Annotated in this window: 13 protein-coding genes and 2 pseudogenes; 9 read left to right on the forward strand and 6 right to left on the reverse strand. The window is 70.9% G+C overall.

What is annotated here, in order from left to right:
* Positions 1 to 116: 116 nt before the first annotated feature.
* The 4 genes and pseudogenes from CP984_RS43110 to CP984_RS25060 form a co-directional block, all read left to right on the forward strand.
* Positions 117 to 437 (forward strand): annotated as a pseudogene (locus CP984_RS43110) (hypothetical protein); the annotation flags it as partial.
* Positions 438 to 1022: 585 nt separating this feature from the next.
* Positions 1023 to 1418, forward strand: a pseudogene (locus tag CP984_RS25045) (ComF family protein); the annotation flags it as partial.
* A 318-nt stretch (positions 1419 to 1736) separates the two neighbouring features.
* Positions 1737 to 2429, forward strand: a complete 693-nt coding sequence (gene hpf / locus CP984_RS25055) for a ribosome hibernation-promoting factor, HPF/YfiA family (RefSeq protein WP_003982191.1) — start codon at positions 1737 to 1739, stop codon at positions 2427 to 2429.
* A 236-nt stretch (positions 2430 to 2665) separates the two neighbouring features.
* Positions 2666 to 3421: a response regulator gene (locus CP984_RS25060; RefSeq protein ID WP_003982190.1), complete on the forward strand. Its 756-nt coding sequence runs from the start codon at positions 2666 to 2668 to the stop codon at positions 3419 to 3421.
* 412 nt (positions 3422 to 3833) lie between these two features.
* On the opposite strand, the gene CP984_RS25065 is transcribed toward CP984_RS25060, so the two are convergent.
* Together CP984_RS25065 and CP984_RS41440 are read right to left on the reverse strand one after the other, a co-directional pair.
* Positions 3834 to 5045: a winged helix-turn-helix domain-containing protein gene (locus CP984_RS25065; protein ID WP_043979432.1), complete on the reverse strand. Its 1212-nt coding sequence runs from the start codon at positions 5043 to 5045 to the stop codon at positions 3834 to 3836.
* Between the two features lie 84 nt (positions 5046 to 5129).
* Positions 5130 to 5303, reverse strand: a complete 174-nt coding sequence (locus CP984_RS41440; RefSeq protein WP_157849544.1) for a hypothetical protein — start codon at positions 5301 to 5303, stop codon at positions 5130 to 5132.
* A gap of 433 nt (positions 5304 to 5736) precedes the next feature.
* Here CP984_RS41440 and secA point away from each other — a divergent pair, with 433 nt between their 5' ends.
* Positions 5737 to 8565 carry a preprotein translocase subunit SecA gene (secA, locus tag CP984_RS25070; RefSeq protein ID WP_003982187.1) on the forward strand — a complete coding sequence of 943 codons (2829 nt, stop codon included), beginning with the start codon at positions 5737 to 5739 and terminating at the stop codon, positions 8563 to 8565.
* Positions 8566 to 8656: 91 nt separating this feature from the next.
* Here secA and CP984_RS42195 read toward each other — a convergent pair whose 3' ends face one another.
* Complete coding sequence (locus CP984_RS42195) at positions 8657 to 9178, reverse strand: Rv3235 family protein (protein WP_003982186.1); 522 nt, start codon at positions 9176 to 9178, stop codon at positions 8657 to 8659.
* A gap of 482 nt (positions 9179 to 9660) precedes the next feature.
* On the opposite strand from CP984_RS42195, the gene CP984_RS25080 reads away from it, so the two are divergent.
* On the forward strand, positions 9661 to 10167 hold the full coding sequence (locus CP984_RS25080) for a DUF6912 family protein (protein ID WP_003982185.1): 507 nt from the start codon (positions 9661 to 9663) through the stop codon (positions 10165 to 10167).
* 180 nt (positions 10168 to 10347) lie between these two features.
* The gene (locus CP984_RS25085; protein ID WP_003982184.1) at positions 10348 to 11040 is read left to right on the forward strand and encodes an HAD family hydrolase; all 693 of its coding nucleotides are present in this window, start codon (positions 10348 to 10350) and stop codon (positions 11038 to 11040) included.
* Between the two features lie 59 nt (positions 11041 to 11099).
* Here the strand turns inward: CP984_RS25085 and CP984_RS25090 are convergent, their stop codons facing one another.
* Complete coding sequence (locus CP984_RS25090) at positions 11100 to 11666, reverse strand: DJ-1/PfpI family protein (protein ID WP_003982183.1); 567 nt, start codon at positions 11664 to 11666, stop codon at positions 11100 to 11102.
* A gap of 544 nt (positions 11667 to 12210) precedes the next feature.
* Between CP984_RS25090 and CP984_RS25095 the strand changes: the two genes are divergently transcribed.
* Positions 12211 to 17187, forward strand: a complete 4977-nt coding sequence (locus CP984_RS25095; protein ID WP_003982182.1) for an NAD-glutamate dehydrogenase — start codon at positions 12211 to 12213, stop codon at positions 17185 to 17187.
* Positions 17188 to 17281: 94 nt separating this feature from the next.
* Here CP984_RS25095 and CP984_RS25100 read toward each other — a convergent pair whose 3' ends face one another.
* Together CP984_RS25100 and CP984_RS25105 are read right to left on the reverse strand one after the other, a co-directional pair.
* Positions 17282 to 18121, reverse strand: coding sequence for an ABC transporter ATP-binding protein (locus CP984_RS25100; RefSeq protein WP_003982181.1), 840 nt, complete (start codon positions 18119 to 18121; stop codon positions 17282 to 17284).
* A complete protein-coding gene (locus tag CP984_RS25105) occupies positions 18114 to 19049 on the reverse strand; it encodes an ABC transporter permease (protein ID WP_030183334.1) in 936 nt (311 codons plus the stop codon). Before CP984_RS25105 ends, CP984_RS25100 begins: the two co-directional genes overlap by 8 nt.
* A gap of 319 nt (positions 19050 to 19368) precedes the next feature.
* Between CP984_RS25105 and CP984_RS25110 the strand changes: the two genes are divergently transcribed.
* A complete protein-coding gene (locus CP984_RS25110) occupies positions 19369 to 19992 on the forward strand; it encodes a TetR/AcrR family transcriptional regulator (protein WP_030183330.1) in 624 nt (207 codons plus the stop codon).
* Positions 19993 to 20446: the final 454 nt, after the last annotated feature.

Below are 20446 nucleotides of genomic sequence, written 5' to 3' on the forward strand. Positions count from 1 at the left end.
TCGGCCTGCCCGTATGGCCTGGTCAGTCGCGGTGTGAGTGCGCGTCGGGACAACTCCGTCACCCGAGTTATCCACAGGGGGTGGCAGCCCTGCCCGCCCCGCGGGACAGTAGATCCATGCGGGGCGTATGGCGGGAAATCACCGGCCTGGTACTACCGGTGGACTGCGCAGGGTGCGGCCGTCCTCGTACGGAACTGTGCGAGGAATGCCGACGGGCGCTGATCCGGGGGGTGAGGGGGAGGGGTGGGGGCGGGGGCGGGGGAGGCCCCCAAGGCCCCCGAAGAGTGCGCCCAAGCCCCGCCCCACCCGGCTTGCCGCCGACTTACGCGGCGGCCCCCTACGCCGATGAGGTACGGGCCGTGCTGCTCGCCCACAAGGAGCGGGGTGCGCTGCGGCTGGCCGGTCCGCTGGGGCTGGCGTTGGCGGGGGCGGTGCGCGGGCTGTGGGCGTGGGGCGGGCCGCTGCATCCGTACGGCGGTAGCCACCCGTACGGTGGGAGGATCCCGGACGTCGGGAGACTTCCGTACGGCGGGAGGGCCCCGTACGACGGGAGGATCCCGCGCGGCGAGCAGCCCCCGTACGGCAGGAGCACTCAACCGCCCGGAGCCACTGAAGCGAAGACGGGCCGCTCAGGCTCCCCTGGCGGTGCTCCGTACCGTCCGCAGGCCGCGCATCCTACGACCGGACGCTGGATTCCGCCGCTCGGTGACCTGACGAGCACCGCTCGGACGGAGTGCCCACCCCCAGCCGGCACGGCGCCGCAACCTCCCGATCCCCGATCAAGCCCGGACGCGGACTCCGGCCACACGGGCTCGCCCCGAGGCCCACGCCCCTCGGCCGACCCGCCGACCCCCACCTCCAGCGGAGCGTCGAGCCTCACCGCTGGTAGCAGCCCTCCGGCCAGCCGGCCCGAAGCGCCGGCCCCCAGAGCCGACCGCCACCCGAACCTCACCAGACCCCTGCCCCCTCCTCAGCCCCACACACCCTCCAGCCGCCCCCGCCCCTCCAGTACCCCATCCGTCCCCCTTCTCCTGATCCCCATCCCCTCCGCCCCGCGCGCCGTGGCGGGGCGGGGGCATGATCCGGTGCGGCGGATGGCGCTGGCGGCGGCGCGGGACCTTCGCCGGGAAGGGGTGCCCGTTCGGGTACTCAATGTGCTGAAGCAACGGCGTACGGTGGTTGACCAGGCGGGCCTCAGTGCCCGCCAGCGCCTGGCCAACGTCTCCGGGGCCCTGATCGTCGTCACCGGAGCCGGGCGGCTGCTGGCGGCGGCCCCGGTGGTGCTGGTGGACGATCTGATGACCACCGGGGCTTCGCTGGCGGAGGCGGCGCGGGCGGTCCGGGCGGCCGGCGGGAGGGTGGTGGGCGCGGGTGTGGTGGCGGCGCCGCGGAGTGCTTTCGAAATCAACTGGAACTGACCGCCAAAATTCATCGTTGCAGGTAACAAGCGCGAAAAGGCATCCAAACGGAGCTAGTACCAGCCAGGGGGTGCCGTCACCCGCCCGAGAGAGCTATGTTCGGTTGTGAGGACTTGGCAGACGCTTTGCCTCAGATGCCGGATAGGTGCGTTTAACGGGTCTTTGCGGGGACTCTGAAGACACGGGAGTGGGGACCCTGCTCACGGGGGAGGAGGAGGTGAAAGTCGCCAAGTCCGAGGCTTCGGCACTTACCGGAGCCTGGTGCAAGAAGGAATCGCTCCGCGCGCCGAGCGGGGCGATCCGGGAACGGAGTTCTGCGTGGACATCGTCGTCAAGGGCCGCAAGACCGAGGTGCCCGAGCGGTTCCGCAAGCACGTGGCCGAGAAGCTGAAGCTGGACAAGGTCCAGAAGCTCGACGGCAAGGTGATCAGCCTGGACGTCGAGGTGTCCAAGGAGCCCAACCCCCGGCAGGCCGACCGTTCCGACCGAGTGGAGATCACGCTCCGCTCCCGAGGCCCGGTCGTACGGGCCGAGGCGGCCGCCGCCGATCCCTACGCCGCGCTCGATCTGGCCACGGCCAAGCTGGAAGCGCGGCTGCGCAAGCAGCACGACAAGCGCCACTCGCGGCGCGGCAACGGACGCATCCCGGCGAGTGACGTCGCGGTCAGCGTGCCGGACGCGGCCTCGCTGGACGAGAGCGGCCGGCTGACCGTGGACGGCGAGCCGCGGGACGAGGTGCCGACGACGAAGATGGGCTCGCTGGAGATCCAGGGCGAAGGGCCGCTGGTCGTCCGCGAGAAGACCCACTCCGCGGCACCGATGACCCTCAACCAGGCGCTGTACGAAATGGAGTTGGTCGGCCATGACTTCTACCTCTTCGTCGACGCCGAGACCAAGCAGCCGAGTGTCGTCTACCGGCGGCACGCCTACGACTACGGCGTCATCCACCTGAACCCCGACTCGTTCGGAGGAGAGGAGCCCGGTGGCGCCGGAGGGGCGCTCGGCGGCTGACGGCCGCTGAAGTGGTGCCCCCGGCGTACGCCCGGGGGCACCATTGCGCCTGCGGGGGGCAGGAGTTGAGGCCGTATAGTGTTTGTGCCAGCCAGGGAGCTTGTGAGCACGAAATGGCGACATGCCGGGGAGACGGTTGTATGGCGTTGTTCGGGCTGGCCGCAGGGGGCTGTTGTCAACCAGCCTTACATCCAAACTCTGGCCTTCACCGGCCGAGTAGTTGACGGGAGGGAACGATGGGGGACAGCTTCGGGCCCGTGCGCGGCGGAGCGGACGACGAAGGATTCGGCGTCGGCGACGATTCCGGCATGGACGCGAGCATGTCGCGCAAGGAGCCGATCAGGGTCCTGGTCGTCGACGACCACGCGCTCTTCCGCAGGGGCCTGGAGATCGTGCTCGCCCATGAAGAGGACATCCAGGTCGTCGGCGAGGCCGGGGACGGCGCCGAGGCGGTGGACAAGGCGGCCGACCTGCTGCCCGACATCGTGCTGATGGACGTACGGATGCCCCGGCGCGGCGGCATCGAGGCGTGCACCTCCATCAAGGAGGTGGCCCCCAGCGCGAAGATCATCATGCTGACGATCAGCGACGAGGAGGCCGACCTCTACGACGCGATCAAGGCCGGGGCCACCGGCTACCTCCTCAAGGAGATCTCCACGGACGAGGTGGCCACGGCGATCCGCGCGGTCGCGGACGGCCAGTCCCAGATCAGCCCGTCGATGGCGTCCAAGCTGCTGACCGAGTTCAAGTCGATGATCCAGCGCACGGACGAGCGACGCCTCGTGCCGGCGCCCCGGCTCACCGACCGTGAGCTGGAGGTCCTCAAGCTGGTGGCCACGGGCATGAACAACCGGGACATCGCCAAGGAACTGTTCATCTCCGAGAACACCGTCAAGAACCACGTCCGCAACATCCTGGAGAAGCTCCAGCTGCACTCCCGGATGGAAGCGGTGGTGTACGCGATGCGGGAGAAGATCCTGGAGATCCGCTGAGCGGACACCGGCCGGCCGGATCGCTCGGCGGGACCCCGGGCAGCGGATCGCTCGACGGAACCCATGGCAGCGAGCCTCCGGCGGGGACCCATGACAGCGGGCCCCTCGGCGGGACCCTGGGCAGCGGGCCCCTCAGCGGCACCCCGGCCGCGAACTGCCTCAGCACGTTTCTCAGCGGCTGACCGCTCTGCGGCTGACCGCTGAGCGGATCTCTCAGCACCCGCGCCCCGGGCAGCTCCCCCCTTCCGCAGCTCACCCCCTCAGGGACCACCCCTCAGGCCCCCCAGGCCCCTCGGATGCCTCAGGCGCCTCAGCATCCGAACGCTTCAGCGGCGGCCCCCCGACCTGCCCCCGCTCTCACCCCCACATCCACTCATTCAGGTGACACAAACGCCGCCCCGTCCTCCCCTCCTCACACCTCCGAAAGCTCCGCCACCAACCCCGCCCTCAGCTTGGCGTCGTCGCAGCGCTCGATTCGTACGGTGTCGCAGCCGACCCACCGGGCGGCCTCCGCCAGCGCCTGGGCCATCGGGCGTACGGCCTTGGCGTCGCGCATCGACACCTGGCGGGCGATGAGCGTGCTGCCCTCGCGGGCCGGGTCCACCCGCCCGGCGAGCCGGCCGCCGGTCAGCAGCGGCATCGCGAAATAGCCGTGTATCCGCTTGGCGCGCGGGACGTACGCCTCCAGGCGGTGGGTGAAGTCGAAGATCCGGGCCGTACGCGGGCGGTCCCAGATGAGCGAGTCGAAGGGCGAGAGGAGAGTCGTACGGTGTCGGCCGCGCGGCGCGTCGGCCAGGGCGGCGGGGTCCGCCCAGGCGGGCCTGCCCCAGCCCGCAACCTCGACCGGGACCAGGCCGGAGTCCGCGATGACGGCGTCCACCTGGTCGTTCTTGAGGCGGTGGTAGTCGGCGAGGTCCGCACGGGTGGCCACGCCCAGCGCGGCGCCGGCCTGGGCGACCAGGCGGCGCATGCATTCGGCGTCGTCCAGATCGTCGTGCAGCAGGTCATCGGGGATGGCGCGCTCGGCGAGGTCGTACACCCGCTTCCAGCCGCGGCGCTCGGTGCACACCACCTCGCCGGTGTCCAGCAGCCACTCCACCGCGATCTTGGTCTCGGACCAGTCCCACCACTCGCCGCCCTTGCGGCCCCCGCCCAGGTCGGAGGTGGTCAGCGGGCCATCGGCCTTGAGCCGGTCCAGTACGGCGGCGCAGGAGCCCTCGCGGTCCTCCATCAGATGCCAGCGGTACCCCTTGGCGCGCATCGCCCGGCGGCGGAAGGCGAAGTGCGGCCACTCCTCGACCGGCAGGATGCAGGCGGCGTGCGACCAGTACTCGAAGCTGTGCCCGCCGGACCAGTAGGCGGACTCGACCGCGGGGCGCCCGACGGCGCCGAGCCGGGCGTACGGGATCAGCTCGTGCGAGCGGGCCAGTACCGAGATCGTGTCGAGCTGCACCGCGCCCAGCCGCCGCAGCACGCCCCGTACGCCCGCGCGGCGGTCCGGCGCGCCGAGGAAGCCCTGGGCTCGCAGGGCTATGCGCCGGGCGTCGTCGGCGGACAGGGACGTCACGGGCTTCGGCGTCGCGGACTTCGGTGTCACGGACTTGGCAGGCGTGGCAGCTGTCATGAAGCACAGCGTAGGAGCCACCACTGACAACGGCCGGTGCCGACGGGGCCGCCGACAGTTCGCCGGGCCGCGCGCCCGAACTGGTCAGCCGGTGTACGGGATATGGGGCGTCCCGGAGGTCGGCCCCGGACCGGCGGGGAGCAGCGAGCCGGCCCGGCCGACCTCCCGTACGGCCCCGGTGGTGCGCCCCGACCGCGCTGCTCCTCCGCCGTCCGTCAGCTGATCCCGGTCTGCTGCTCCGGAAGCGTCGGCGCTCACGAAAGGACGCAGGACAAGCCCCTCGGTGCTCAGCGTGACAGGGCCCATATCAGAGAGTGACCGGAGGTCGCAGTGCCAGTGACGAATCCTTTTCCCGCCCCCGGACGGCGCCCCGCCGATCCGCCCGCTCTGCCGCCCCCTGCCCGGCACCTTCGGGCCCCTTACCCGGCACCTCCAGCCCCCCACCCAGCACCCCCACACCCCCGCCCGGCACCTTCCGCCCCCCTCGCGCGTTCACCTTTGCGGAAGCTGTGCACCGGGGAGCGGTGTGCTTCGCGGCGGTGGACCTCCCGGCCGGATGGGGTCCTCCTTTACGATGGCCGTTGCGGCGGGGCCTGCCCCTTGGAAAAATGCCGCGCCCGCGCACCCTCCCCCTGCCTGCGGCGGGGGGTACCCCCAGCGCCAGGCCCGACCGGCAAGGAGACCAGCCCAAGTGTCCGTCTTCAACAAGCTCATGCGTGCAGGCGAAGGAAAGATCCTGCGCAAACTGCACCGCATCGCGGGCCAGGTCAACTCCATCGAGGAGGACTTCGCGGCCCTCTCCGACGCAGAGCTGCGGGCGCTCACCGATGAGTACAAGGAACGGTTCGCCGACGGCGAGACGCTGGACGACCTGCTGCCCGAGGCGTTCGCGACCGTCCGTGAGGCCGCCAAGCGCGTGCTCGGCCAGCGCCACTACGACGTCCAGCTGATGGGCGGCGCGGCCCTGCACCTGGGGTACGTCGCCGAGATGAAGACCGGTGAGGGCAAGACCCTGGTCGGTACGCTCCCGGCGTACCTGAACGCGCTCTCCGGCAAGGGCGTGCACCTGATCACGGTCAACGACTACCTGGCCGAGCGCGACTCCGAGATGATGGGCCGGGTCCACAAGTTCCTCGGTCTCACGGTCGGTTGCATCCTGGCCAACATGTCGCCGGCCGAGCGCCGCGAGCAGTACGCCCGCGACATCACGTACGGCACGAACAACGAGTTCGGCTTCGACTACCTGCGCGACAACATGGCCTGGTCGAAGGACGAGCTGGTACAGCGCGGCCACAACTTCGCGATCGTCGACGAGGTCGACTCGATCCTGGTCGACGAGGCCCGTACCCCGCTGATCATCTCCGGTCCCGCGGACTCCGCCACCAAGTGGTACGGCGACTTCGCCAAGTTGGTGCAGCGTCTGAAGAAGGGCGAGCCCGCCAACCCGCAGCGCGGCATCGAGGAGACCGGCGACTACGACGTCGACGAGAAGAAGCGCACGGTCGGCATCCATGAGTCCGGTGTGACCAAGGTCGAGGACTGGCTGGGTATCGACAATCTGTACGAATCGGTCAACACGCCGCTCGTCGGATACCTGAACAACGCGATCAAGGCCAAGGAGCTGTTCAAGCTCGACAAGGACTACGTCGTCATCGACGGCGAGGTCATGATCGTCGACGAGCACACCGGCCGTATCCTCGCCGGCCGCCGCTACAACGAGGGCATGCACCAGGCCATCGAGGCGAAGGAAGGGGTGGAGATCAAGGACGAGAACCAGACGCTCGCCACGATCACCCTCCAGAACTTCGCCCGCCTCTACGACAAGCTGTCCGGTATGACCGGTACGGCCATGACCGAGGCCGCCGAGTTCCACCAGATCTACAAGCTGGGCGTCGTGCCGATTCCGACGAACCGGCCGATGATCCGCAAGGACCAGGCGGACCTGATCTACCGCACCGAGGTCGCCAAGTTCGCCGCGGTCGTCGAGGACATCGTCGAGAAGCACGAGAAGGGCCAGCCGATCCTGGTCGGCACCACCTCCGTGGAGAAGTCCGAGTACCTCTCCCAGCAGCTCGACAAGCGCGGCGTCCCGCACCGGGTGCTCAACGCCAAGCAGCACGAGCGGGAGGCGTCGATCGTCGCGCAGGCCGGCCGCAAGGGCGCCGTTACGGTCGCCACGAACATGGCGGGCCGCGGTACGGACATCAAGCTCGGCGGCAACCCGGACGACCTCGCCGAGGCCGAGCTGCGCGCCCAGGGCCTGGACCCGGTCGAGCACGTCGAGGAGTGGGCGGCCGCGCTGCCCGCCGCCCTGGAGAAGGCCGAGGCCGTGGTCCAGGCGGAGTTCGAGGAGGTCAAGGAGCTCGGCGGGCTGTACGTGCTCGGTACCGAGCGCCACGAGTCGCGCCGTATCGACAACCAGTTGCGCGGCCGCTCCGGCCGTCAGGGCGACCCCGGCGAGTCCCGCTTCTACCTCTCCCTCGGCGACGACCTGATGCGCCTGTTCAAGGCCCAGATGGTCGAGCGGGTCATGGCCATGGCCAACGTCCCCGACGACGTGCCGATCGAGAACAAGATGGTGACGCGCGCCATCGCCTCCGCCCAGTCGCAGGTCGAGCAGCAGAACTTCGAGACCCGTAAGAACGTCCTGAAGTACGACGAGGTCCTCAACCGGCAGCGCGAGGTCATCTACGGCGAGCGCCGCCGCGTCCTGGAGGGCGAGGACCTCCAGGAGCAGATCAAGCACTTCATGGACGACACGATCGACGCCTACATCCAGGCGGAGACGGTCGAGGGCTTCGCGGAGGAGTGGGACCTGGACCGCCTGTGGGGCGCGTTCAAGCAGCTCTACCCGGTCAAGGTGACGATCGAGGAGCTGGAGGAGGAGGCCGGCGACCGCGCCGGGATCACCGCCGACTTCATCGCCGAGGCCGTCAAGGAGGACATCCACCTCCAGTACGCGGCCCGTGAGGAGCAGCTCGGCTCCGACATCATGCGCGAGCTGGAGCGCCGCGTGGTGCTGTCCGTACTGGACCGCAAGTGGCGTGAGCACCTCTACGAGATGGACTACCTCCAGGAGGGCATCGGCCTGCGGGCGATGGCCCAGAAGGACCCGCTGGTCGAGTACCAGCGCGAGGGCTTCGACATGTTCACCGCCATGATGGAGGGCATCAAGGAGGAGTCCGTCGGCTACCTGTTCAACCTGGAGGTCCAGGTCGAGCAGCAGGTCGAGGAGGTTCCGGTGGCGGACGCCGAGGAGCGCACCTCGCTGGACAAGGACGCGCAGGACGCGGTGCCCGCCGGCGCCGGCCGCCCGGAGATCCACGCCAAGGGCCTGGAGGCCCCGCAGCGCCCGGACCGGCTGCACTTCTCCGCGCCGACCGTGGACGGCGAGGGCGGTGTCGTCGAGGGCGACTTCACCAGCGACGACGCGGCCCCGGCCCGCTCGGAGTCGGACGGCCTGACGCGCGCCGAGCGCCGTAAGGCCCAGAAGAGCGGCGGGCGTCGCCGCAAGAAGTGACGTGAACCGGCGCTCTACGGAGCGCGTGAGGCCGGGGCGCCGTGGCATCGAGCCGCGGCGCCCCGGCCTGTGTGCTGTGGCGCCCGTAGGCTCACCAGACCGGGCTGGACGGGCCGATGTCGAGGGCGGCGCAGCGCCACCGGGCGTCGCCGCCCCGCTCCAGCCGGAAGGCCAGAGCGCGCAGCCGCTCGCCGGAGGCGATACGGGCGAACGCCTCGATGACGTCCGGACGCGGCCGGCACAGGCCGCAGTGGCGGACCGCCGGGGCCGGTGCGCGGCGGCCCGCTCCGGAGGCGGTGGGCCGCAGCGGCGCCTGCGGTGCCAGCTCCACGAGGCGGTCGTACGCGGCGGGCAGCGCGTGGCCCAGTAGGGCATGCACCGGGCGCCGGCCACTGAGGGTGAGCAGCAGCTGCTCGGCGAACCACTCGTGTGGCGCGGGCGGGGAAGCCCGGAACCGGCCGGCGGAGGCCGGGGCGGCACGGGGCCCGGCCGGGCGCCGGGAGTCGCGGCGCCCTGGTGGGCCGGTACGGGGGCGGCCCGGTCCTGTGGACGCGCCCCTGAGGGAGCGGGTGCGGGTGGGTGTGCGGGTGTCGGACTCGGTGGTGACGGTCATGGTGGGCCCCCGTTCGGCCGGCCCGGTGGATACCGGGCAGTAGCTTCGGTGGGGTTCTTCTACCGACGGCGCGACGGCAGCGGCAAGCGCCCGCGGCCGGGCCGCGTACCGGTCCGCGGATTCACCCGTTGGGGGGTGGCGGTGGGTGCTAAGGCGTGTCCGCGAAGTCCCGTCGTTCGCCCGGAGGGTGGGCCGTGCGTCGTCCGGTGCACCGCGCTGCGCTCCGCCTCGGCGCTTCGATCCGTCTCTTGAAAGCCGAGCTGATCGCAAAGCGGAGGGTCTGGCCGGTACCGGGTGTGCCGGGGAGTGCCCGACAACGGTGGGCGTCCTCCGCGCCCTTGAGGCAAGGGGCGCACGGTGGCCCGCGCATATTGTCGGGCGGCGCCGGGGTGGAAGGCGCCGGAGCACGGCGGGGGACGCGCGCCCGTATGCTGGCCGGGCAGTTTTTTCCAGGACCGGCGAAGTGAGCGGAAGCGGCAGCCATGCGCGTGTATGTCCCCCTGACCCTGCCCGGACTCGCGGCGGCGCACGAAGCCGGGGAGCTGGGCCCCGGCCCGCTGGACGCCTACGCCGTCACCCCCGCGCTGCGCGAGTGGTACGTCTCCGACGACATCGAGGAACTGGAGTACGCGGCGCTCAACCGGGCCGCCCAGGGCTCGCTGCGCCGGCTCGCGGCCGACCCGCAGGCCCCGCGGCGCCGGGTCGTGGTGGCCGTGGACGTACCGGACGGCGCGGCCGTCGCCGACCCCGACCGCGGCCTGGACCAGGCGGCGCTGGGCGAGGTACGGATCGCGGGGCCGGTGCCGATGGCCAAGGCCGCCGCGGTGCACGTGGACTCCGACGACGCGGCCGAGGACGTCGCGGCGGCCGCCGACGCGCTGGGAGCCGCCGACCTCGGCGACGACGACGCGCGGTTCACGGTGGACGGCGCCGAGGACCACGAGCTGATGTGGTTCGGCGTGCAGGAGATCCCCAACCTGATCGCCTGACGGTCGGCGGGTCCGCCCGTGGGTTCGCTCGGAGGCCCGCGGACCCGTGGGGTCACCTGACGGCCCGCGGACCCGTCGGATCCCTGACAGCCCGCAGGCCCACGGCCCCCCAACGCCCCGCGAACCCCTCCCCCCACCGCCCACGACTGGCCTGTCAGTGGTCCCGGGTACGGTTTTGGCATGGGGTCGAACGTGACGCACATCGTCTGGGACTGGAACGGCACGCTCTTTCACGACACCGACGCGGTGATGGGCGCGACCAACGCCGCCTTCACCGAGCTCGGGCTGCCCCCGATCACCCTCGAACGCTACCGGGAGCTGTACTGCGTCCCGGTGCCGCGGTTCTACGAGCGGCTGATGGGCCGGCTTCCGACGGAGGACGAGTGGCTGGTCATGGATGAGGCGTTCCACCGGCACTACGCCACCCACCGGCCCGCCTGCGGGCTCGCCGAGGGCGCGGAGCGGCTGCTGGAGAGCTGGCAGCGGGCGGGCCGCAGCCAGTCGATCCTGAGCATGTACGGACACGACGAGCTGATGCCGCTGGTGCGCGGCTTCGGCATCGAGTCGCACTTCGTGCGTGTGGACGGCCGTACGGGCCCCTCCGGTGGCAGCAAGAGCGAGCACATGGTGCGCCACCTCGCGGCCCTGACTGCCGGGCCCGCCGCGCCGGACGGTACGGGCCGAATAGACCCGGCGCGTACGGTCGTGATCGGTGACGCGGTCGACGACGCCGTCGCGGCCCGCCACGCCGGGGCGCACGCGGTGCTCTACACGGGCGGTTCGCACAGCCGTGCCAGCCTGGCGGCCGCGGGGGTGCCGGTGGTGGACACCCTTGCGGAGGCGGTGGAGGCGGCCCAGGACATCGCCGCGTAGCGGGCGGCCGTACGCCGGCCGGGGCCGTGGCCAGTCCCGGCCGGACTGGCCCCGTACCCCTACGTGACCGGCGCCTTCGTCCGCAGCACCGCGATGAACTCGCGCATCCAGCCGGAGTGGTCCGGCCAGGCGCGGGAGGAGACCAGCGTGCCGTCGACGACGACCTCGGCGTCGCGGAAGGTGGCGCCCGCGCCCTGCATGTCCATTTCGAGGGCGGGGTAGGCGGTGACGCGGCGCCCGTTGAGGCCGCCGATGGCGGCGGTCAGCAGGGGGCCGTGGCAGATCTGGGCGACCGGTTTGTCCGCGTCGAAGAAGGACTTCACCAGCTTGCGCAGCTCGGGGTCGTTGCGCAGATATTCGGGCGCCCGCCCGCCGGGCACCACGAGGGCCGCGTACTGCCCCGGGTCCACCTCGGAGAAGGCCAGGTCGGCGGGCCAGGTGTAGCCGGGCTTCTCGGTGTAGGTGTCGAATCCCGGTTCGAAGTCGTGTACGACCAGGCGCAGCGTCTTGCGGGCGGGCGCCGCGATGTGCACGTCGTAGCCCTCCTCGCGCAGCCGCTGGTAGGGGTAGAGGACCTCCAGGGACTCCGCCGCGTCGCCGGTCACGATCAGGATCTTGGCGGCCATGCCGTCCACCTCCGCTGGGGTTGCGTGACCCGCGCGGGCGTGCTCTTCATCACATTCGCGCGCGGATCGTCCGCTCCTCGGTGTCCCGCTCAACGTCCTCCGGATCGCCGTGCTTGCCAAGCCCCCGCGGGATACCGTGGGATTCCAGGGGTGGCGCCGCCGCATCGCGTCGCTGTCCGGATCGTCAAATTTCGGCTAGTGGTTTTGTACACAGCTGGACCATGACGGCACCCGTACCGAGAGCGATAGCCTTGCATCGTGATCAGCGCGATAACCCGCGGGGGCATCGAAGCCCTCGCCCTGCGCCCGGAACAGCAAGGCGGCCGGGCGACCGCTGATCGTTGCGACCGCGGCCGTACGCCGGCTCCCTGTGGAGCCGCGCCCCACGGCCGGGTCATCGCTCATCGCGGCACAGTGTCGTCTTCGACCGGACTCTTCCCCGCGTTGTGGCGGGGGAACCCTCACCGGTCGCTCCGGTGCTGTGCAGCTTCCACGGATCTCATCCACGACGTCACGCAACGGCGCGCGACAGGAGCCAGAGGACATGCAGACCAAGCTGGACGAAGCCAAGACCGAGCTGCTCGCGCGGGCCGCCCGGGTCGCTGAGAGCAGCCCGGCCGGGGGACAGGCACCGGTACAGGGCCTCGACCCGGACACCCTCCTGGGATACCTCCAGCGCTACTACCTGCACACCGCGCCGGAGGACCTCACCGGCCGTGATCCGGTGGACGTCTTCGGCGCCGCGCTCTCCCACTACCGGCTGGCCGAGAATCGTCCCCAGGGCACCGCGAACGTCCGGGTGCACACCCCGACGGTCGAGGAGAACGGCTGGACGTGCAGCCACTCCGTCGTCGAGGTCGTCACCGACGACATGCCCTTCCTCGTCGACTCGGTCACCAACGAGCTGTCGCGTCAGGGCCGCGGCATCCACGTCGTGATCCACCCGCAGGTCATCGTCCGCCGTGACGTGACCGGCAAGCTGATCGAGGTCCTCGACAACTCGTGCGACGCGCACGGCACGACCGGCAAGGACAAGTCGGGCAAGGGCAAGGGCAAGGACCTGCCGCACGACGCGCTGATCGAGTCGTGGATCCACGTCGAGATCGACCGGGAGACCGACCGTGCCGACCTCAAGCAGATCACCAAGGATCTGCTGCGCGTCCTGTCCGATGTGCGCGAGGCCGTCGAGGACTGGGAGAAGATGCGCGACGCCGCGCTGCGCATCGCCGATGAGCTGCCCACCGAGCCGACCGCCGACGACCTGCGGGACCAGGAGGTCGACGAGGCCCGCGAGCTGCTGCGCTGGCTGGCCGCCGACCACTTCACGTTCCTCGGTTACCGCGAGTACGAGCTGACCTCGGCCCCCGGCGAGTCCGGCGACGAGGAGGACGTGCTGACCGCCGTGGCCGGGACCGGCCTGGGCATCCTGCGCTCCGACCCCGCGCACAGCGACGGCGACGACGGCCACCCCGTCTCCCCGTCCTTCAACCGGCTCCCCAAGGACGCGCGCGCCAAGGCCCGCGAGCACCGGCTGCTGATCCTGACCAAGGCCAACAGCCGCTCCACCGTGCACCGCCCCTCGTACCTCGACTACGTGGGCGTGAAGAAGTTCGACGCGGACGGCAACGTCATCGGCGAGCGCCGGTTCCTGGGCCTGTTCTCCTCGGCCGCGTACACCGAGTCCGTACGCCGGGTGCCGGTCATCCGCCGCAAGGTCGCCGAGGTCCTGGACGCGGCGGGCTTCACCGCGAACAGCCACGACGGCCGCGACCTGCTGCAGATCCTGGAGACGTACCCGCGCGACGAGCTGTTCCAGACGCCCGTCGACCGGCTGCAGTCCATCGTCACCAGCGTCCTGTACCTCCAGGAGCGCCGCCGGCTGCGGCTGTACCTGCGCCAGGACGAGTACGGGCGCTACTACTCGGCGCTGGTCTACCTGCCGCGCGACCGCTACACCACCGGCGTACGGCTGCGGCTGATCGACATCCTCAAGGAGGAACTGGGCGGCATCAGCGTCGACTTCACCGCCTGGAACACCGAGTCGATCCTCTCCCGGCTGCACTTCGTCGTCCGCGTCCAGCCCGGCGCGACGCTGCCGGACCTCACCGACGCGGACGCCGAGCGCATCGAGGCGCGTCTGGTCGAGGCGGCCCGGTCCTGGGCCGACGGCTTCGCGGAGGCGCTGACCGCCGAGGTCGGCGAGGAGCGCGCCGCCGAGCTGCTGCGCCGCTACAACCACGCCTTCCCCGAGGGCTACAAGGCCGACAACCCGCCGCGCAGCGCGGTCGCCGACCTCCAGCACCTGGAGAAGCTGGACCCGGCCGCCGGCAAGGACTTCGAGGTCAGCCTGTACGAGCCGGTCGGCGCGGGCCCCGACGAGCGCCGCTTCAAGATCTACCGCACCGGTGAGCCGGTCTCGCTGTCCAAGGTCCTGCCGCTGCTGAACCGTCTCGGCGTCGAGGTCGTCGACGAGCGCCCGCACGAGCTGCGCTGCACCGACGGCACCACCGCCTGGATCTACGACTTCGGGCTGCGCATCCCCGAGCGGATGAACGGCGACGACGCGCGCGAGCGGTTCCAGGACACCTTCACGGCGGTGTGGACCGGCCGCGCGGAGAGCGACAACTTCAACAAGCTGGTGCTGCGGGCCGGCCTGAACTGGCGCCAGGCCATGGTGCTCCGCGCGTACGCCAAGTACCTGCGGCAGGCCGGTTCGACGTTCAGCCAGACGTACATGGAGGACACTCTCTCCAACAACGTCCACACCACCCGGCTGCTGGTCAGCCTCTTCGAGGCGCGGATGTCGCCGGAGCGGCAGCGGGCCGGCACCGAGCTGACCGACGGGCTGCTGGAGGAGCTGGACGGCGCGCTGGACCAGGTCGCGAGCCTGGACGAGGACCGCATCCTGCGCTCGTTCCTGACCGTCATCAAGGCGACGCTGCGCACGAACCACTACCAGAAGAACAGCGACGGCGAGCCGCACACCTACCTGTCGATCAAGCTCGACCCGCAGGCCATCCCGGACCTGCCGGCGCCGCGCCCGGCGTACGAGATCTGGGTGTACTCGCCGCGCGACGAGGGTGTCCACCTGCGCTTCGGCAAGGTCGCGCGCGGTGGTCTGCGCTGGTCGGACCGGCGGGAGGACTTCCGTACGGAGGTGCTCGGCCTGGTCAAGGCGCAGATGGTCAAGAACACCGTCATCGTGCCGGTGGGCGCCAAGGGCGGCTTCGTCGGCAAGCGGCTGCCGGACCCGTCGGTGGACCGCGACGCGTGGCTGGCCGAGGGCATCGCCTGCTACAAGACGTTCATCTCCGGTCTGCTGGACATCACCGACAACCTGGTCGGCGGCGAGGTCGTGCACCCGGCGGACGTCGTACGGCACGACGAGGACGACACGTACCTCGTCGTCGCGGCCGACAAGGGCACCGCGACGTTCTCCGACATCGCCAACGAGGTGGCCGAGTCGTACGGCTTCTGGCTCGGCGACGCGTTCGCGTCCGGCGGCAGCGCCGGCTACGACCACAAGGGCATGGGCATCACCGCCCGCGGCGCCTGGGAGTCGGTCAAGCGGCACTTCCGCGAGCTGGGCGTCAACACCCAGACCGAGGACTTCACCGTCGTGGGTGTCGGCGACATGTCCGGTGACGTGTTCGGCAACGGCATGCTGCTCAGCGAGCACATCCGGCTGGTCGCCGCGTTCGACCACCGGCACATCTTCCTGGACCCGAACCCGGACGCGGCCACCTCGTACGCCGAGCGCCGCCGGCTGTTCGAGCTGCCGCGCTCCTCGTGGGCGGACTACGACACGAGCCTGCTGTCGCAGGGCGGCGGCGTCCACCCCCGTACCGCCAAGTCCATCCCGATCAACGCGCAGGTCCGGGCCGCCCTCGACCTGGAGGCGGGTGTCAAGAAGATGACTCCCGCCGACCTGATGCGCGCCATCCTCCAGGCGCCGGTGGACCTGCTGTGGAACGGCGGCATCGGTACGTACGTGAAGTCGTCGGCCGAGTCGCACGCGGACGTGGGCGACAAGTCCAACGACGCCATCCGCGTCAACGGCGAGGACCTGCGGGTGAAGGTCGTCGGCGAGGGCGGCAACCTGGGGCTGACCCAGCTCGGCCGGATCGAGTTCGACCGCAACGGCGGCAAGATCAATACCGACGCGATCGACAACAGCGCCGGTGTGGACACCTCCGACCACGAGGTGAACATCAAGATCCTGCTCAACTCGGTCGTCACCGACGGTGACCTGACGGTCAAGCAGCGCAACAAGCTGCTGGCCGACATGACCGACGAGGTCGGCTCGCTGGTGCTGCGCAACAACTACGCGCAGAACACCGCCCTCGCGCTCGCCCAGGCGCAGTGCGCCAGCATGCTCCCCGCCCAGGCGCGCTTCATCCGCCGCCTGGAGCGCGACGGGCACCTGGACCGGGCGCTGGAGTTCCTGCCCAGCAACCAGCAGATCAAGGAGCGGCTGAACGCCGGGCGGGGCCTGACCCAGCCCGAGACCGCCGTACTCCTCGCGTACACGAAGATCACGGTTTCCGACGCGCTGATCCAGACCGGGCTGCCGGACGACCCGTACCTCCAGCACCTGCTGCACGCCTACTTCCCCAGCGCCCTGCGCGAGAAGTTCGCCGAGCAGATCGACGCCCACGCGCTGCGCCGCGAGATCGTCACGACGGTGCTGGTCAACGACACCGTCAACTCCGGCGGCACGAGCTTCCTGCACCGCATGCGGGAAGAGACCGGCGCCTCGCTCGAAGAGGTCGTACGGGCACACACCGCGGCCCGCGCGATCTTCGGGCTCGGGAAGGTCTGGGACGACGTCGAGGCGCTGGACAACATCGTCGCCGCCGACGTGCAGACCCGTATCCGTCTGCACTCGCGGCGGCTGGTGGAGCGCGGCACCCGCTGGCTGCTCAACAACCGCCCGCAGCCGCTGGAGCTGTCCGAGACCATCGACTTCTTCGCGGACCGGGTGGCCGACGTCTGGGCCGAACTGCCGAAGCTGCTGCGCGGCGGCGACCTGGAGTGGCACCAGCGCATCCTGGACGAGCTGACCGAGGCCGGCGTGCCGATGGAGCTGGCCACCCGGGTCGCCGGGTTCTCGTCGGTCTTCCCGGCGCTGGACATCGTGGCCATCGCGGACCGTACGGGCAAGGAGCCGCTGGCCGTCGCCGAGGTCTACTACGACCTCGGTGACCGGCTGCGCATCAACCAGCTCCTGGACCGCATCCTGGAGCTGCCGCGCAACGACCGCTGGCAGTCGATGGCCCGCGCCTCCATCCGCGAGGACCTCTTCGCCGCGCACGCGGCGCTGACCAGCGACGTCCTGTCGGTGGGCAGCGACTCCGCCACGCCGGAGGAACGGTTCAAGGCGTGGGAGGAGAAGAACGCGGCCATCCTCGGACGCGCGCGCACGACACTGGAGGAGATCCACGGGTCGGAGGGCTTCGACCTGGCGAACCTCTCGGTCGCCATGCGGACGATGCGGACACTGCTGCGTACGCACAGCTGACGCGCACCATGCCGTGACGGCGGCGCGGCCCGGTTTCCGCCGGGCCGCGCCGCCGTCGTTTCCCCGGTTGGTGCGCCGGGCCGCTCCCGGCGCCCTACTTGGCGGACTTCTCGTACGCCGTGACGACCTCGTCCGTCGGGCCGTCCATGACCAGTTCGCCCTTCTCCAGCCACAGCACCCGGTCGCAGGTGTCGCGGATCGCCGTGTTGTTGTGGCTGACCAGGAAGACCGTGCCGGCTTCCGCGCGGAGTTCGCGGATACGGGCCTCGGAACGCTTCTGGAAGGCGCGGTCGCCCGTCGCCAGCGCCTCGTCGATCATCAGCACGTCGTGGCTCTTCGCCGCGGCGATGGAGAAGCGCAGCCGGGCCGCCATGCCGGAGGAGTACGTACGCATCGGCAACGAGACGAAATCGCCCTTCTCGTTGATGCCGGAGAACTCGACGATGCCCGGGTAGCGGTCGCGGACCTCCTGGCGGGACATGCCCATGGCGAGCCCGCCGAGGACGACGTTGCGCTCGCCGGTCAGGTCGTTCATCAGGGCGGCGTTCACGCCCAGCAGGGACGGCTGGCCGTGGGTGTAGACCCGGCCCGCGGCGGGCGGGAGCAGCCCGGCCACGGCGCGCAGCAGCGTGGACTTTCCGGAGCCGTTGGAACCGATCAGGCCGATCGCCTCCCCCTTGTGGGCGACGAAGGTGACGCCTTTGACGGCGTGCACCTCGCGCACCCCGGCGGAGGGCTTGCGGCGGACGATGCGCTGCAGGGCCGCGGTGGCGCCGCCCTTGCCGCTGCCGCCGCCGTGCACCTTGTAGACGATGTGGACGTTGTCGCAGATGACGGTGGGGGTGCGGTCGTCGGCGGTGCCGTATTCGGGTACGGGGGAAGGCGCGGGTTCGGACGCGGGGGCGGGCGGGTGCTTCACGGTGGTCTCAGCCACGGCCGTATTCCTCCTCCGCCTTCCAGAAGAAGACGTAACCGGCGACGCCCGCCAGCAGGGCCCAGCCCAGGGCCAGCGGCCACACGTGCGGCGGCAGGTCCTGCGCGCGCACCGTGTCGATCAGGGCGTAGCGCATCAGGTCGATGTAGATCAGGGCGGGATTGCAGTTCAGGGCGACCGAGACGATGTGCGGCGCGCTACTGGTGAACGTGGAGAGGTTGTAGAAGACGCCGGAGACGTACATCCAGGTACGCAGCACGAACGGCATCAGCTGTGCGGTGTCCGTGGTCTTCGCGCCGATCCGGGCCATGACCAGGGACAGCCCGGTGTTGAAGACCGACTGGAGCAGCAGCGCGGGGACCATCAGCAGCCAGTGCCACGTCAGCGGCACGCCGCAGATCAGCACGATGGCCGCCAGCACCCCCATCGAGAACAGGAGTTGCTGGAGCTGGACGAGGGTGTACGCGATCGGCAGCGCGGCCCGCGGGAAGTGCAGGGCACGGACCAGGCCGAGACTGCCGGAGACGGCACGGGTGCCGGCCAGGACCGTGGACTGGGTGAAGGTGAAGACGAAGATGCCGGTGCACAGGAACGGGATGAAGTTCGGAATGCCGCGGCTGGTGTGCAGCAGCACGCCGAAGATCAAGTAGTAGACGCCCGCGTTGAGCAGCGGGGTCACCACCTGCCAGAGCTGCCCCAGGCGCGCCGTGGTGTACGTGGCGGTCAGCCGCGCCGTGGCGAAGGCCGCGATGAAGTGCCGACGCGCCCACAGACGGCGGGTGTACTCCCGCAGCGGTGGCCGCGCGCCGCTGACGGTCAGCCCGTGGCGCTCGGCCAGTGCGCGTAGGTGGGGGTCGGGCGAGAGGGCGGTCGGGATCACGGACGGTGCCGTTGAGGGCGGGGGCGGTGGGGCGAGGGTTTGGGGCATGGGGGTTGGTCGCTTCCGGGAGGCGGGAGGCGGGGTGAGGGGGGAGGGAGGGGCTGGGGAGGTGGTCGGGGGCTTCGGGGTGCGACGTGCCGAGTGCTTGGCCTTCGTACTGGAGGCGCAGGGCGTCGGAACGGGCCCGTCGCGTCGTTACGCGCCCGTCTGGTTCGGGGGCCGACTCACGGCGGAACGGGCCCGTTGCGTCGCTACGTGTACCGCCCAACCCAACGATGGAACGGTACCGTTTCGTCGTGACGCTGCCGAGCCTACGACCGCCCGACGTCGAAACGCAACCGTTGCGTCGCGACGTTAGGATCAAGGCATGGCAAAGGACGGGAGTGAAGTGACCAGGGCGACGGGCGGGCGGCGGGCGCCGGCCGGGGCCGCCGTGCTGCGCGAGGAGAAGACCGAGGCGATCCGCGCCGCGGTCTTCGAGGAGCTGGCGGCGGTGGGGTTCGCGCGGATGTCCATCGAGGGCATCGCCAAGCGGGCCGGCGTCGGCAAAACCGCCGTCTACCGGCGGTGGCGCTCGAAGCTGCACCTGGTGCTGGACGTCGTCTCGGCAGTGGCCGCCGAGGGCTTGCCGTCGCCGGACACCGGTTCGCTGCGCGGCGACATCCGCATGCTGCTGGAGGTCGCGGCCCGCGCGCTGCGGCACCCGATGGCCGCGCAGATCATTCCGGACCTGCTGGCCGAGGCGGCGCGCAGCCCGGAGATCGCCGAGGCGCTGCGGACCGCCCTGCTCGACAGTCAGCAGGGCGTCGCGGCGGCGATGGTGGCGCGCGCGGTGGAACGCGGCGAACTGCGGCCCGGCGTAGATGCGCGCCTGGCCCTGGACCTGATGACCGGCCCGCTGTACTGGCGCCTGCTGGTCGTACGCGACGAACTCCCGAAGGGCTACCTGGACGAGCTGGCCCTGGCGGTGGCGTCGGCCTTGGAGGCGTGAGGGTGGGGCGCGGCCAGTCGGGGGATGGGGCGCCCGCTGTGGAGCTGGACTCGGCCGATCGGGGTATGTAGGTCCCGTGCCCATGGGGCGTGGCCCGGTCGGTCGGGGACGGGGCTTTACCCGCCGCAGAGCGGGCCCCGGTCGCTCGCGGGATACGGGTCGCGTCCCTCGTAGGGGCGCGCCCCGGCCAGCTGGAGGATGGTTGCCCCGCCCGCTGCAGAGCGCGCCCCAGCCAGCCAGGGAACGGGCGCCCCGCCAGCGCGGCGGACCCCGTCCGGCCACCCCCACCCTCCGCAGACCGTCCCCACCCCACCAGGGCCCGCACCCAGCTCGCCCTACGGCAGACCCTCAGCCCACCCATGCGCTCACCAGCCACGTGAGCCCCGCCCACCCCCACCCCAACACGCCCCCGCCACACACACCCCCACCACCCCCGCAACCGAATACTGAGGGG

Origin of the sequence: Streptomyces rimosus, assembly GCF_008704655.1 — a bacterium.
Classification (GTDB): domain Bacteria; phylum Actinomycetota; class Actinomycetes; order Streptomycetales; family Streptomycetaceae; genus Streptomyces; species Streptomyces rimosus.